The sequence below is a fragment of the Streptomyces chiangmaiensis genome (assembly GCF_036281785.1).
In the GTDB taxonomy this organism is placed as follows: Bacteria; Actinomycetota; Actinomycetes; order Streptomycetales; family Streptomycetaceae; genus Streptomyces; species Streptomyces chiangmaiensis.
In genome coordinates, this window is record NZ_JAYWVC010000212.1 from 1 (window position 1) to 13,263 (window position 13,263).

The following is a 13,263-nucleotide window of genomic DNA, read 5'->3' on the forward strand; positions in this document are numbered from 1 at the left end:
ATCCGCGTTGGCACGCTTGCCGACCGGAAGGTCTTTGGTCCACCGGAAGCGGACTTCAACGCCGCGTTCTCAGCCGTCAGCCGGGCGATCAACGCGTCCTTGTCCTCCGGCCTGGCCTTCTCGGCCCGCTTCGCCCGTGAGACCCAGCTCGCCAGGGTCGTCTCGTTGATCCCCAGGTCCTTCGCGACCTCGGGGACTGGCTTCCCAGTCTCCGTCACGATGCGTACCGGCCCCTCACGAAACTTCGCCGTGAACTTGCGACGCTTCTCTGCCATGACGACCAACATCCCCTGCTGTCACGGACTCACGCTACGAGGGGAACCTCATCGGCGCGTTCGCTGCGGCGCGTGTCGGCGTAGGTGAGCACGTCGAGCGAGCGGCCCGTTGGCGAAAGCGCGGTCGAAACCCGCAGAGGTGTTCGCGGGTGCCGCCCCTGCCGATGTGTACACTTGTGTAAGGTGGTGTTCATGACGGAGACGACCTACTCAATCGTGGAAGCCCGCGCCCGGCTGGGCGCCATCGCGCGCGAGGTCAGCGCCACCCGTGAACCGGTCGCCATCACCGATCACGGCCAGACCATCGCCATACTGGTCAGCCCCGCCGACGCCCTCGAACTACAGGAGATGCGGGCCCTGGCCGCCTACCGCGCGCGCCAGGCGCAGGGCGAGAACGCTGGAGTCCCGCACGCCGAGGCGTACCGCCGCGTATTCGGCGGAGATGAGGCGTGAGCTACGAAGTCATCTGGGAGCCCGAGGCCCTCGCTCAGGCGGAGCGGTTCGCCAAGGACGACCCTCAGGGCGTGCGGCATGTGTTCACCGCCGTCGACCGCCTCGCCGACGACCCGCGCCCCGAGGGCGCGTTCGGCAGCGCCGACGTCCTGCGCATCCACGTCGGCCGCTACCGCGTCCTGTACGAGATCAGCGACCAGCAGGTCCGCGTCAGCGTGATTCATCTCGGACGTCTGCGCTGAGTACGACGGATGGGGGCGGCCTCTGCACGAGGCCGCCCCCATCCGTGTTCCCGGACATCTCCCGGGCCGGGACCAGACGGAAGAAGCGCCCAGGGTGGTGTTCAGCGGTTGCGGGACGGGGTCATGCGTGCGTGCAGCAAGGCGCTGCGGGTGAGCTCGGCGCCGTGCTTGTGTTCCTTGTCGAACAACGCGGTCAGGCCGGAAGCGTCAGCGGTGATCAGATCCTGACCGCACCCCGGAGCCGGGAGCGCACCGGGCGCGGGCCCCTGCGGCCCGGCCGTCTGCGGTCTCTGCGAGCCGTAGGATCGGGCTGAGGGTGGCGCACCGGATGAGGCTGGGAGAGCACGCGTGGCGGGGAGTGCGAGGGAACGGCTGGCCGAACTGCTCGGCGGGTCGAAGCAGGCGAGGGCCTTCAGCGCCCAGCTCAAGGCCCCCGCGCACATGCTCGGGCTCGAGGTGGCCGGTGTCGGGCCGGTGAGTCTTCCATTGCGCGCGCCGCAGGCGAAGAAGCTGATCGCGGTGGCGCGCCCGGCGTTGTTCGGCCGGGGCGAGGAAACACTGAGCGACACCAGCGTCCGCGACACCTGGCAGATCGCGCCGGATCAGATCACCCTGGCAGGCCCCTCCTGGTCGGCGCTGCTGAGTAGCGCGCTGGAGCATTTCCGCGACGAGCTCGGGCTCCCGACGACGGCCCGCCTGCGGGCCGAGCCGCATGCGCTGCTGGTGTACGGCAAGGGCCAGTTCTTCCTCCCCCATCAGGATTCGGAGAAGGACGACGCCATGGTGGGCACGCTGGTGCTTTCCCTGCCCTCGGCGCACACCGGCGGAGAACTGGTCATCGAGCATGCCGGGCAGCGCAGCACCCACCGCGCCTCGAAGACGGAGCTGACCCTCGTCGCCTTCTACGCCGACTGCCGGCACGAGGTCACCCCGGTCCGGTCCGGGTACCGGGCGACCCTGACCTTCAACCTGCTTGCCGAGCCTGGGGTTTTGGCGCAGGAGACCGGTCCGCTCACCGAGCTCGTGCACTGCCTGGACCAGCATTTCAGCACGCCCGTCAGGCAGCGCTACGCGACGCGGGACCTCGACCCGCCGAACCGGCTGGTGTATCTGCTCGACCACGAGTACACCCAGCGAGGCCTGAGCTGGGAGCGGCTCAAGGGCACCGACGCCGAGCGTGCCGCGCTGTTGCGCGCCGCCGCCGGGCAGGCCGGCTGCGAATCGGTGCTCGCCCTCGCCGAGGTCAAGCAGACCTGGGACGCCTACCCCGCCGGTGACGCCCCCTGGGACGACTACTACGGGTACAACGAAGAGGACGAGGACGAGGATCCCGCAACCGACGACGACTATGTCGTTCAGGACCTGATCGACGACGAGATCACCCTCGACTGGTGGAGCGGCCCGGACGGCACCGGCGGCGAGCCGATCTCGTTGTCCGTCCACGACTACGAGGCCTGCGTCAGCACCCCGAGCTCGGACCTCACACCCTATGAGTCCCAGTACGAGGGCTACATGGGCAACTACGGCAACACGCTGGACCGATGGTACAGAAGGGCCGCCGTCGTCGTGTGGCCGCGCGAGCGCGCGTTCGCGGCGCGCGGCGAGGCCGGAGGGCGGTGGGCCCTGGAGAAACTGCGCGACCGCATCGAGCAGGGAGACCTGGACGGGGCACGCACCGCCGCACAGTCCCTCGCCCCGTTCTGGAAGCACACCGGTGCCCGACCCGAGCTGCTGGACTGCGCATTGCACGTGGCCGCGGGACTGGGTGCGGCAGAGAGCGCGGCGATGCTGCTGGAGCCGTTCCACGTGGGCGCACTGGGGCCGGACCACGCGGGCGCTCTGGCTGCGGCGGCCGAGCGGTACGGCACCGCATGGCTGCGCCAGGTCGTCGACGGCTGGTTCGACCCGCGGTACCGCTACGAGCCGCACCGGTACGAGTGGACCGAGGGGCTGCCGGATCTGTGCACGGCGCTGCGCTCCTCCAGCCCAGGTACAGCGATGGCGCGGCTGCTGTGCGCCGGGGCCTGGACCGCGCTGGCCGGCGACCTGCAGCTGTGGTCCACCACCGGGCCGGCCGAGACCCGCCGCTCCCGTCTGGAGGAGCTGAGCCTGCCACTGCAACGCCTCCTGCAGGCCGCCGGCCAGGAGCAGCGGGCCGAGATCCTGGCAGTGCTGCGCGCCCAGGCGGACACAGTGCTGGAATGTCTGATACCAATGCTGCGCCATGCGGCGCAGACGCTGCCGACGGACACCCGGCGCGCGGCAGGGCTCGACGCGCTCGCGCGCGACTGCGCGGACCGGCTCCGCGCGATCACCGCACGACAGCCACGTGCCGCGGACGACTGGTCGATCGCCTGGACCGGTTGCGGCTGCGGACTGTGCGCCACCCTGGAGACGTTCCTCGCTTCCCGCTCACGGCGCGTCCTGGAATGGCCGCTGGCAAAGGACGGGCGCCGGCACGTGCACACCAAGATCGACTCAGCCGAGCTCTCGGTACGCCACCAGACCAGACGGCAGGGACGCCCGTACACCCTCGTGCTGACCAAGACCGAGCAGTTGTTCACCCGCGAGCAGACCGCCCGCCGCCGGGCCGACGCCGACCTGACCTGGCTGGCTTCGGCCTGGAACGCCTCCCCCGCCGGACCGTGTTGAGCTTTTCTGGTAGACCTCCGGCTGCTCGGCGGCGAGATCGGCGTGCAGGTCCGCCGGCTCCGTGCGGGTGCTCAGCTCTTCGGCGTGTTCCCCCAGTTCGCCGAGCAGGTCTGCCAGGCAGTCGAGCGTCACGGTCAGCCATCGCTGCCCCGCCGGCCGGTTGCGGTCGGTCAGGGTGCGCGCCTCGGCGACTGCCTCGTCGGCGGTCGTACGTGCCGTGGGCAGGTCTCCGGTGGCCTCGTGGCAGCGGGCCAGGTCCGCAAGAAGCCGGATACGCACCGGCCGGACGGCGTCGGGCAAGGCCCACGCCAGGACACGGTCGGCCGCCTCCCGCGCCTCCGGGCCGACGGTCAGGGCCTCCTCGTACCGGCCCAAGTCCCGTAAACCGGAGGTCAGTTCGCCCAGCACGCGCGCCCGGACCAACAGCACGCGTGACAGCTCCCGCAGTGGCGTGGCCCGCAGCAGCCCAGCGCACTCCTCGTAGACGGCCACGGACTCCTCGGTTCGGCCGAGGGCGCCCAACACCAGCGCGTACGTGCGCAGCGCGCCCGGCAGACCGCCCAGCGCCCTCTCCCGACGCGTGGGGACAAGACGGCGATATGCCGCCACGCACTCCCCTGCCGGTGCCAGCGCCTCGTCGTGCCGCCCCAGGTTGAACTGCGCCTGGGCCCGAAGGTGCAGCAGGAGCGCCCGTTGTGCCGGCGACCGCCTCGCCCCTGGTACGGCCAGCGACGCCTCCATCGCCGTGCATGCTTGTTCGTAGCGGCCGACGAGGAGGAGGGCGTGGGCGTGCTGGATGAGGGTGCGGGCCAGAAGGTCGTGATGCCGCGGACGGTGGGTCGCCCCGAACACCGCGGCCGGCGCGCGTTTTCCCTCTCTTTGTGGGACAGCACAGCGGTCCAGCCCCGGGAGTTGTCTGCGCCTTGACGCATCACGCCTGACGTGCCCGGCGGTGCCGGCCCCGCCGCATGCCGCACGCGCCGTCTGGGGTAGCCGCCGGTGCCGGGGCACAGGGGCGTCGGGTGTGGGAGGCACGCTCGGGTGCCCGGCGTTTCGGGTGTGGTCCTGGGCACCGGGCCTGTCGATCACCGTGTGCCGGGCAGCTGTGCCAGGAAGTCCATGAGTGGCGGACGTAGTCGCCGACGAAGGCGTCGATGTCGTCCTGGGTGGGCCAGTGTGCTGGACCGTGCCCGGCAAGGCGACCTCCGAGTTGGGTTCTGTCCCCCACCGGCCGCCCCGCCGTGCTCGGGTGCGGGCCGGGCGGGGGATGCGGTGTGTGTGGTGTCCCGCATCCGCACGGCGCGGCGCGCGGTCGTCACCCGGCGGTGGGCGGGCCGATGACCGCGACGACGCTGCGCCACAGGGCCTTGGGGTTGGCGTAGCCGGGGAAGAGCCGCATCATCTCGTCGAAGAACTCCTCGGGCGTGCGGGTGCCCTCGTCGGCGAGTCGTTGGAAGGTGCTGAGGTAGGTTCGTGTCCGCTGGACGGCGCCTGCGTCGTCGGGTTGGGTCTTGTCCTTGTGGCCGGCCACCGCGTACGTCGGCTCCAGTGCCTCGATGGTGTCCAGCGCCCGGTACCACGCGTCGAGTCCGCCGTTGCCGGACTCGTTGAGGTACTGGTGGCAGTGGTTGTAGACCGAGTCGCCGGCGACGAAGAGGCGGATGGACGGTGCCCACAGCCCGGTTGTGCCGTCGGTGTCGGTGTGGCCGAGTTCGACCGCCTTCAGAACGTTGCCCTCCAGCTCGATGCCGTGCTCGGGGATGATCTCCGGGTGGACCTCTCCTTCGCAGACCTGACCTGGGAACCGGGCGTCCCACATTGCGCCGCGGGTTTCCTGCTGCTTCCTGATGCCCGCGGTGGCGGCTGCGGTCGAGTACACCGTCGCTCCCGGAAAGCGGTCGAGCAGCGCGGGTACGCCGAACCAGTGGTCGCCGTGGCCGTGGGTGATGTAGATCGCGGTCAGGTTCTTTTCGAAGGAGGCGATCCAGTTGCCGATCACACGGATGTGTTCGTGTGTCCACGGGGTGTCGACGAGGACGGCGTCGCGTTCACCGGTGATGAGCGTCGATGACATGGGGGATGCGACCGATGGGTGGCCGTGCGGCACCGGCGGTGTGCCGTGTTCGGGGGTCGGGTCGGCGACGTGGACGTGGAAGCGGAGGTCAGATGCCATGGTGTGTGACTTTCCTTTGGTGCCCGGTGTTCGTCAGTGGGTTGCGGCGGGCGTGAGGTGCTGGATGAACCAGTTGGTCGCTCCGCCGCCGGTCTCGTCGAAGTGGTCGACATACGCGCCGAAGTGTCCGCCGTCGTAGGTGATGAGCTTCTTGGGCTCACCGGCGCGCTCATATGCGGCCAGTGCGATGTCCGTCGGCGTCATCGTGTCGCCGGTGGCGACGATCATGAGCAGCGGCGTCGGCGCAATGCGGTCGATCCATACGCCGGGGTCGTACATCTGGGCTTTGAGAGTGGAGCGCAGCGTGACCTTGTGGTCGAAGCGCCCCAACTCCCCCAGCGGGAACTGGTTCTCGTAGGTGACCATCTCCGGGTCCTTGTAGACCGACGGCACGTTGGGGTCGGTGGTGACCAGGAGTTGACGGTCGGGTTCGGCGCCGCGCATCTGCGCGCGTTCGTCGGCGTTGAAGCGGTCCTGGAGCTGCTGTGTCGCCTCGGCACTGGGGTTGCGGCGCTTGCCCTGCTCGTAGCCGCTGATCGTCGGCACCTGGGCGACGACCGCTTTGATGCGCCGGTCGCTGCCGGCGAGCACCAGGGCGTGGCCGCCTGCGTAGCTGGAGCCGAACAGGCCGATGCGGTCGGGGTCGACGCCGGGCAGATCCTGCAGGTAGGTGATGACGCGGCGCCAGTCGAGGATCTGCCGCCACGGGTCGATGTCCTGGCGGGGCCATCCGCCGCTGAGGCCGAAGCTGCGGTGGTCGTGGATGATCGACACGAACCCGGCCTCGGCGAACCGCTCGGCGTAATGCAGCAGGCCGCCTTCGGCCAGGCCTGCGAAGCCGTGGGCGACGGTGATCGCCGGGGCGGGCGCCGTCAGGTCCGCGCGGCGCAGGACCCGGGCGTGCAGGGCGATGCCTCCTTCGGCCGGAATCCAGTGTTCTTCACGTTCGAGCGCCATCAGTCGTCGTCTCCTTGATGTGGTGCGACAGGGGCGCGGGTTGCCTGCGCCCGTGGTTGCAGCCCCCGCGCGGCAGGCGGTCGGCCGGCCCGCGGTGCGCGCCGGGCCCCGCGAGCCGGCCGGCGCCGTTCATCGGAGCGTCGCGAGAAACTCGGCAATGACGTGCGCCAGCTCCTTGGGGCGTTCCAGGTGGGGCATGTGGCCGGCGCCGCGGACCTCGGCCATGTGGAAGTCGGCGAAGCGGCCGGCGGCCTCGGCGCCCAGCGTCTTTTGGGGGAAGAAGGTGTCGTCGGTGACGACCACGAGAGTCGGGGCTGTGACGCGCGACGGCTGACGCCCCAGCGGATGTCCGCCGATCCACGAGGCCAGGGATTGCAGACTGGCGCGTTCGGTCTCCGGCGGGGTGGAGAGGATGATGCGCAGCGTCGTCGTGTCGGATGTGTTGACGGCGAGCTGGGTGCGCGCCAGCGCGGCGGTGACTCGGTCGAGTTCACGCGCGCCCGCCTTGAAGGTCTCCACGGCATCGGCGGGCAGCGGCCAGCCCGCCAGCGGTGCCGGGGTCACCAGCATCAGCCCGGCAAGAGCGTCGGACAGGTGGGTGGCCGCGAGTTCTGCGACGGGTCCTCCCATGGACTGGCCGACGATGACGATCGGCTCCTGCGGCCGCTTCAGGTGAGAGACGACCTCGACGACCTGAGAGGCGAAGTCCTCCAGCAGCCCGGCGGTGTCCTCGTCGTGGCGGCTGACCTCTTTGCGCTGGACGCTGACGATGCGCCGGCCCGCCGTGGCACCGCAGCGCAGGAGCTCGTCGATGGCCCACTGCCAGCCCAGCGCGCTGTCGCGCCAGCCGTGTGTGAAGACCAGCAGCCCGGCGTCACCGTCGCCGGCTTGGAAGTACTGGATGCCCGACGGTGTGAACTGCTGCACGAGAGCGCCGGAGGTCACAGGCCTTCACCCCGGTGGACCGGCCAGACCTCGTCCAGCGTGCCGGAGTCGGTGAGGGTCGCCTCGATGGCCACGATGCGCAGCCCGTCGCTGCGGCGAGCGATGACGAAGTGCACAGCCAGGCGCTCGATCTCCGACTCGTCAGCGCGGCGACGCGACCAGATGACGTCAATGGCGCCACCGTGCTTGTTGAAGGCCACCGCACGGCGGTCGAGCACCACGGTGTGCGTGTAGCCCGCGGCCTTCAGGCGGTCGAAGGTGACCTTGAACCATGCGGTGACCTCCTTGGCCGTGGAGGCGAGAGCGACCGGCCCGCTGTCGTCTGCGACCCAGAGCGGGGCTGCCCAGTACTCGCCGATGAAGGAGGCGTCATCCGAGGTCTCCACGGCCGTGACCCACCGCGGCAGGTAGCACCCGAAGAACCAGTTGGTGATCTCGCTGTACGTCTCGTCGAGTTCGAGCCGGGTAGACGATGGCGCCATCGCTGCACCTCTCCATGGATGGACGAGCCGGCCGCCGCGGACGCGGCAGGCCAGCATCACACTCAAATACAGACATAAGTGTAAAATATTTACCTCTTACCGCAAAGGGGTGAATTTGCTCTGGTGAACGGACCGTCCCCCTCCGCGCACCGGGCGCAGCCGGCCAGGTCGAGCCGGCTTCCGGTTCCCCGGCGCTCTCAGTCCTCCGCGCGGGGCCTCGTGGACCCGGAGGGAGACCACTCGGCGGTGTCGATGGGTGACCACTGTGTCGCACGGCCGTCGAGACGGGCGGCACGTCGGCTCTCGTGGACCTCGAGCACGTCCTGGTCCAGCGGGGTGGTGAAGACGTTGTCCACGAGGGTGTATTCGCCCGCCAGGCGGGCCACGACCGGCAGAGCCGCCGTGTCGATGCGCCCGCGCTCGAGATAGAGATCGTCCCTGACGTGGAACCGTACAACCTCGCCCCATACGACGTGGTCATTCAGGTCGCCGACGGGAATGATGCGGTTCACCACGCACTCGAAGGAGATCGGCGCCTGCTTGATCCGGGGTGCCCTGACCACCTCGCTGGGTGCCTTCTCCAGGCCGAGCGCGGTGAATTCGTCCACCTCGGAGTCGAATTCGTAGGCAGAACGGTGCAGTTGGTCGGCCAGCGGGAGGACCGCGAGGTTCGTCACGAACTCGCCGGTGTCCTGGATGTTGACGAAGGTGTCCTTCAGTGTCACCCCGTCCGACCGCGGTTGCAGGGAGATCGAGACGATGGGCGGCTTGCGTCCCACCGCCGTGAAGAAGGAGATCGGCGCGAGGTTGGCGGTACCGTCCGTGGAGACGGTACTGACCCATGCGATCGCGCGGGGAAGGATGCTCCCGATCAGGAGCTTGTAGGCATGTGCAGCATCCAGGCCACGTCCGTCGATGATCACGTGAGAGCTCCTCACCGTTGTGTCCATGAGTCGGGCACGGCCGGTGAGATCACCGACGCACCCCTCCTCGCAAAATAACCTTGAACTTTTTATTTCTGTCTAGCGGGGGTGTGGACGCATCAAAGACCACACACCCGCCTCAACGGCCGGCTCCGTGCCGCTGCGAGCGTGTCCTCGCCGGCCCGCGGACGCCGATCAGCTGTGGACTTCGGCGTTCACAGCGCAGGATCAGGGCCGGGGATGCCGTTTGTGCAGGCCGGGTCGCCGGAGCCGACGGGTCACCCCTTGACACTCCGGGCCGAGCCCCACAACGCCCCCTGGTTGACCCGGCCGGGATGCAGTTCCACCATGCCGCGGTAGAGGTCGAGAGCGGTCGTGGTGCGCTCCGCCACCGCTTCGAAATCGTGGATGTACTGCCGGGTCTCGGCGATCGTCTTCGGATCGTCGGGGCGGTCGGGACTCTTGTGTCCCGCGATCACCACTTCGGGATCGAGCGCGGCGACGGTGTCCAGCGCACGCAGCCAGGACCGGCGGCCCTCGGCGGGTGATTCGGCCAGGTAGAGGTGCACATCGTTGTACACGGCGTCACCGGCCACCACCAGGCCGATCGACGGCACATGCAGGCAGGTGGTGTCATCGGTGTCCGTGTGGCCGAGTCCCACGACGACGAGGTCGCGGCCCTCCAGCTCCAGACGGTCGCCGGCCAGCGGCTCCGCGGCTACGAGCCTGTCCGGGATCTGACCGGGGAAGCGCTTGTCCCAGAACGACGCGGCGAACTCCGGCGCCATCTGACTCTTCATCTGCTCCACCACAGCCGGCGTCGCGACCGCGCGCGCCCCCGGGAAACGCTCGAGAAGGGTGCCCAGCCCGAACCAGTGGTCACCGTGCCCGTGGGTCACGAACACGGTGGTGAGGTTCTTGCCGCTCGCCGCGACCCAGTCGGCCAGCCGGCCGGCCTGCTCGACAGTCATCAGCGCATCGACCAGGACCGCGTCGCGTTCGCCCGTGATCAGCGTGGCCGTGATGGGCGACCACATGCGGCGCGGGAGATCGGGGGGCACGTCTGCGATCTCGGTGGGGATCGAGGGCGCGACGTGGACACTCCAGTCCAGCGATGCTCCCGGCATGAACGTCTCCTTGGGGCTCTGAGGTAGCCGCAAGAGATCCGACCGACCAGCCAGGGTGATTCCAGCTTGCCCGGTTAGTCCCTTTTCTTCAGCCGAAGGTACCCACACCAATCGACATAGCAAATAGCGATATACCTATGTCACAGTTGTTATCAAACAGCTCATCGAATCGGCCCAACGACGGCATCGACCCACCCGGGCGTGGCCCGCTCACGGAAGAAGTCGCACGACCACGCCGCCCGCCACCCCCCGCACCCAGACGTCCACCCAGGCGCCGGCACGGCCGCCCCTGCAGCACCTGCCCGCTCCTCACATCGCGGGCTCGGTGATGCTCTGCTCGACCCAGACGGTCTTGCCGTCGTCGGTGTAGCGGGTTCCCCAGCGTTCGGAGAGCCGGGCGGCCAGGAGCAGTCCCCGGCCGCCCTCGTCGGTGGTGCGGGCGTGGCGCAGCCGGGGGGAGGTGCTGCTGCCGTCGGAGACCTCGCAGGTCAGCACATGGCTGCGGATGAGGCGCAATCTCACGGGGGGTTTGGCGTAGCGGATGGCGTTGGTGACGAGTTCGCTGGCGATGAGTTCGGTGGTGAACGTCGTCTGGCTCATGTCCCATGTCGTGAGCTGCCGGGTGACAAGGGACCGGGCGGTGGAGACCACGGACGGGTCGCAGGGCAGGTCCCACGAGACGACCCGGGCGGGGCTGAGTGTGCGGGTGCGGGCGACCTGGACGGCGGCGTCTTCGCGGGGGCGGGCCGGGATGAGTGCGTCGGTCAGCATGCTGCATGCCTGGCGCACGGGCCCGGTGTAACCGGCGAGGAGGCCGGCTGCGCGCGCACGGGTGTGCTCCTCGGGCTGTTCCTGGAAGAGGCCGGGGGTGTACAGGGCGATCATCGAGTTGTCGGGGAGGTCGATGTCGAGCTTCTCGAAGGGCCCGTCGGAGCGGCACAGGGGGGCGCTGGTGGGTTGGTGCAGGGGGGCGGTGGTGCCGTCCGGGTGCACGATCACGGGCCAGGGGTGGCCGGCGCTGGACAGGGAGCAGTGCTGCGCCACGGGGTCGTAGATCAGGTAGAGGCATGTTGCGCCGGCTTCGTTTCCGTCGGTGTCCCGTGCCGGTCGTGGTCTGTCCGTTCGGTGGTCGTCGTCCTTGCCGATCCGGCGTGCCAGGTCGTCGAGCCGGGCGAGCAGTTCGTCCGGTTCCAGGTCCAGGTCCGACAGTGTGTGCACCGCCGCGCGCAGCCGTCCCGCGGCTGCGGCGGTCTGCAGACCGTGGCCCGGCACCCGGCCGGCGACGAGGGCCACGCGGGCTCCGGACAGGGGTACGGCGTCGACCCAGTCGCCGCCGGAGCCCGCTTGTATGTAGGCGTGCGCCACATCCAGGGTGTGTTCGGGCGGCAGGCCGTCCGGGCGCAGGGCGTGCTGCAGTGCGGCCAGGGAATTGCGCTCGCGCAGGTATCGGCGGGTGTTGTCCAGGCATGCGGCGGTGCGCAGGGCGAGTTCCGCGGCCAGGGTCAGGTCGTCCCGTTCGAAGGGCCTGCGCTCTTGGAAGCGGCAGAACGTGGCAAGTCCGAGGGCTCGGTTCTGGGCGATGAGGGGGACGAGCATCACGGAGTGGACCTTTTGCCGGTGCGCGGGCAGGCCGGCCAGTGCCCGGCGTCCGGCGGCGCTGAGCGGGTTAAGGATGCGCGGCTCGAGGTCGGCGAGGGCCTCGGCGGCACTCACCGGTGGCAGGGTGGTGTCCGGGCCGCCGGCCGCTGCAAGGTCCTTGTCGTCCTGGGTGCGGCAGGCCGCGCGGCGCAGCACGGTGTCGGGTCGTACGGGGCCGGGTTCGAGGTCTTCTCCGGCCAGTACCGGCTCCAGCACTTCCACCGCCATGCTGTCGGCCAGCCCCGGCACGGACACCTCCGCCAGACCCCGGGCGGTGTCGAGCACGTCGAGGGTGGATCCGATCCGTGTGCCGGCCAGCGCCAGCACGTTCAGCCGCTCCTGTGCCTGGTCGCGGGCGGTGACGTCGATGGTGGCGTCGGCGATGCCCAGCAGCCGGCCGCGATCGTCCTCCAGCGGGAAGACGGAGGCGGAATAGACGTGCTCATGATCGGGGTCTCCTGGGGGGTGCATCCGCTTCTCGATGGCGATCGCCGGCTGCCTGGTGACCCGGACCTGCTCCATCACGTGCTCCACGGTCTCCACGGCGAAGCCCGGCCATACCTCGGTGGGCCGTTTGCCGACGGCTTGTGCGACCGAGGTGTTCTCCATGCCTTCGGCTGCGGGGTTGAACCGGATGATCCGCAGGTCGGGGTCGAGGAGGTACAGGCCTACGGGCGAGACCGTGAAGAGGGTCTCCAGGAGGGCGTGGTCGAGTTCCGCCGTCGGGCTTGCCTCTTCGGCGGGGGCGAGCGTCACCTCCCACCGTGTTCGGGCACCACCCGTGCGTTCGGGCCGGACGTCCAGCCGGCAGGGCACGACGGCACCATTGGCGTGCCGCAGCCGGACGGCGAAGGTGTCATCGGCTGCATACGGGGGCGGCGGAGGTCCGGCATCGGCCAGCAGGTCCGCGGCGGGGCGCCCCAGCACCGCATGCGCAGCATGGCCCAGCAGCCGCTGGGCCGCGGGGCTCCAACCGGCCACCGCGCCCCTGTGGTCGACGAGGATGCGGGCCGCCTGGTCCTCTGTCTGCACCACCTCGTGGTGGCCGCCGCGCTCGGTGGCATGAGATGCACCCATAGTCATCAGCTTCCAGTCGCCTCAGAACTCGGTACGCCCCCAGTGTCCTCCGCGCCGGGCACTGGCGACATCGCAGCCACATCGTGGCCCCGAACGCCTCGCGGTGCGCGTCCTGCGTCGGCCGAGGAAGTCAGGGACGGGAAAAGGGAGTCAGGAACGGGAAAGAGGGTGTGCCATTTCGACCACGCCCGCGTCCGAAGAGGCCTCGACGGTTCAACGGTCCCGTGCCAGGCACCACTGGACATGCCTTCTGTGCGCGGGCCGGGCCGGGCCGGCCTCACCCACAGGTCCTCTGTTGAATCCTCCCCCAGTTGAGGCA

At 69.7% G+C, this 13,263-nt stretch carries 11 protein-coding genes; 3 read left to right on the forward strand and 8 right to left on the reverse strand.

The features are described 5' to 3' along the window. Positions 1–275: transposase (locus VXC91_RS36155; protein ID WP_329511584.1), on the reverse strand; the 275-nt coding region annotated here is incomplete at its 3' end. A gap of 192 nt (positions 276–467) precedes the next feature. Between VXC91_RS36155 and VXC91_RS36160 the strand changes: the two genes are divergently transcribed. The 3 genes from VXC91_RS36160 (at position 468) to VXC91_RS36170 (ending at position 3,622) form a co-directional block, all read left to right on the forward strand. Beyond that, positions 468–728 carry a type II toxin-antitoxin system Phd/YefM family antitoxin gene (locus VXC91_RS36160; protein ID WP_329511585.1) on the forward strand — a complete coding sequence of 87 codons (261 nt, stop codon included), beginning with the start codon at positions 468–470 and terminating at the stop codon, positions 726–728. Beyond that, on the forward strand, positions 725–970 hold the full coding sequence (locus VXC91_RS36165; RefSeq protein ID WP_329511586.1) for a type II toxin-antitoxin system RelE family toxin: 246 nt from the start codon (positions 725–727) through the stop codon (positions 968–970). Before VXC91_RS36160 ends, VXC91_RS36165 begins: the two co-directional genes overlap by 4 nt. A gap of 348 nt (positions 971–1,318) precedes the next feature. Beyond that, positions 1,319–3,622, forward strand: coding sequence for a 2OG-Fe(II) oxygenase (locus VXC91_RS36170; protein ID WP_329511587.1), 2,304 nt, complete (start codon positions 1,319–1,321; stop codon positions 3,620–3,622). A 1,315-nt stretch (positions 3,623–4,937) separates the two neighbouring features. Here VXC91_RS36170 and VXC91_RS36175 read toward each other — a convergent pair. The 7 genes from VXC91_RS36175 to VXC91_RS36205 all read right to left on the reverse strand — a co-directional run bounded on the left by VXC91_RS36175 (position 4,938) and on the right by VXC91_RS36205 (position 12,944). Further along, the gene (locus tag VXC91_RS36175; RefSeq protein ID WP_329511588.1) at positions 4,938–5,795 is read right to left on the reverse strand and encodes an MBL fold metallo-hydrolase; all 858 of its coding nucleotides are present in this window, start codon (positions 5,793–5,795) and stop codon (positions 4,938–4,940) included. Between the two features lie 33 nt (positions 5,796–5,828). Then, entirely contained in the window at positions 5,829–6,752 is a 924-nt protein-coding gene (locus VXC91_RS36180) for an alpha/beta hydrolase (protein WP_329511589.1), read from the reverse strand. Positions 6,753–6,881: 129 nt separating this feature from the next. After that, positions 6,882–7,697: an alpha/beta fold hydrolase gene (locus VXC91_RS36185; protein WP_329511590.1), complete on the reverse strand. Its 816-nt coding sequence runs from the start codon at positions 7,695–7,697 to the stop codon at positions 6,882–6,884. Further along, positions 7,694–8,179 (reverse strand): DUF6841 family protein, encoded by a 486-nt coding sequence (locus tag VXC91_RS36190; protein WP_329511591.1) that lies wholly within the window; start codon positions 8,177–8,179, stop codon positions 7,694–7,696. The genes VXC91_RS36185 and VXC91_RS36190 overlap by 4 nt, the downstream gene beginning before the upstream one ends. A gap of 197 nt (positions 8,180–8,376) precedes the next feature. Continuing rightward, positions 8,377–9,102: a flavin reductase family protein gene (locus VXC91_RS36195; protein WP_329511592.1), complete on the reverse strand. Its 726-nt coding sequence runs from the start codon at positions 9,100–9,102 to the stop codon at positions 8,377–8,379. 278 nt (positions 9,103–9,380) lie between these two features. Then, entirely contained in the window at positions 9,381–10,229 is an 849-nt protein-coding gene (locus tag VXC91_RS36200; RefSeq protein ID WP_329511593.1) for an MBL fold metallo-hydrolase, read from the reverse strand. A gap of 309 nt (positions 10,230–10,538) precedes the next feature. Further along, a complete protein-coding gene (locus VXC91_RS36205) occupies positions 10,539–12,944 on the reverse strand; it encodes a SpoIIE family protein phosphatase (protein ID WP_329511594.1) in 2,406 nt (801 codons plus the stop codon). Between the last annotated feature and the right edge of the window lie 319 nt (positions 12,945–13,263).

Excerpts from the sequence above, each read along its gene's own strand:
- VXC91_RS36160 (WP_329511585.1), top strand. The coding sequence starts at position 468 with ATGACGGAGACGACCTACTCAATCGTGGAAGCCCGCGCCCGGCTGGGC.
- VXC91_RS36175 (WP_329511588.1), bottom strand. The coding sequence starts at position 5,795 with ATGGCATCTGACCTCCGCTTCCACGTCCACGTCGCCGACCCGACCCCC.
- VXC91_RS36180 (WP_329511589.1), bottom strand. The coding sequence starts at position 6,752 with ATGGCGCTCGAACGTGAAGAACACTGGATTCCGGCCGAAGGAGGCATC.
- VXC91_RS36190 (WP_329511591.1), bottom strand. The coding sequence starts at position 8,179 with ATGGCGCCATCGTCTACCCGGCTCGAACTCGACGAGACGTACAGCGAG.
- VXC91_RS36200 (WP_329511593.1), bottom strand. The coding sequence starts at position 10,229 with ATGCCGGGAGCATCGCTGGACTGGAGTGTCCACGTCGCGCCCTCGATC.
- VXC91_RS36205 (WP_329511594.1), bottom strand. The coding sequence starts at position 12,944 with ATGGGTGCATCTCATGCCACCGAGCGCGGCGGCCACCACGAGGTGGTG.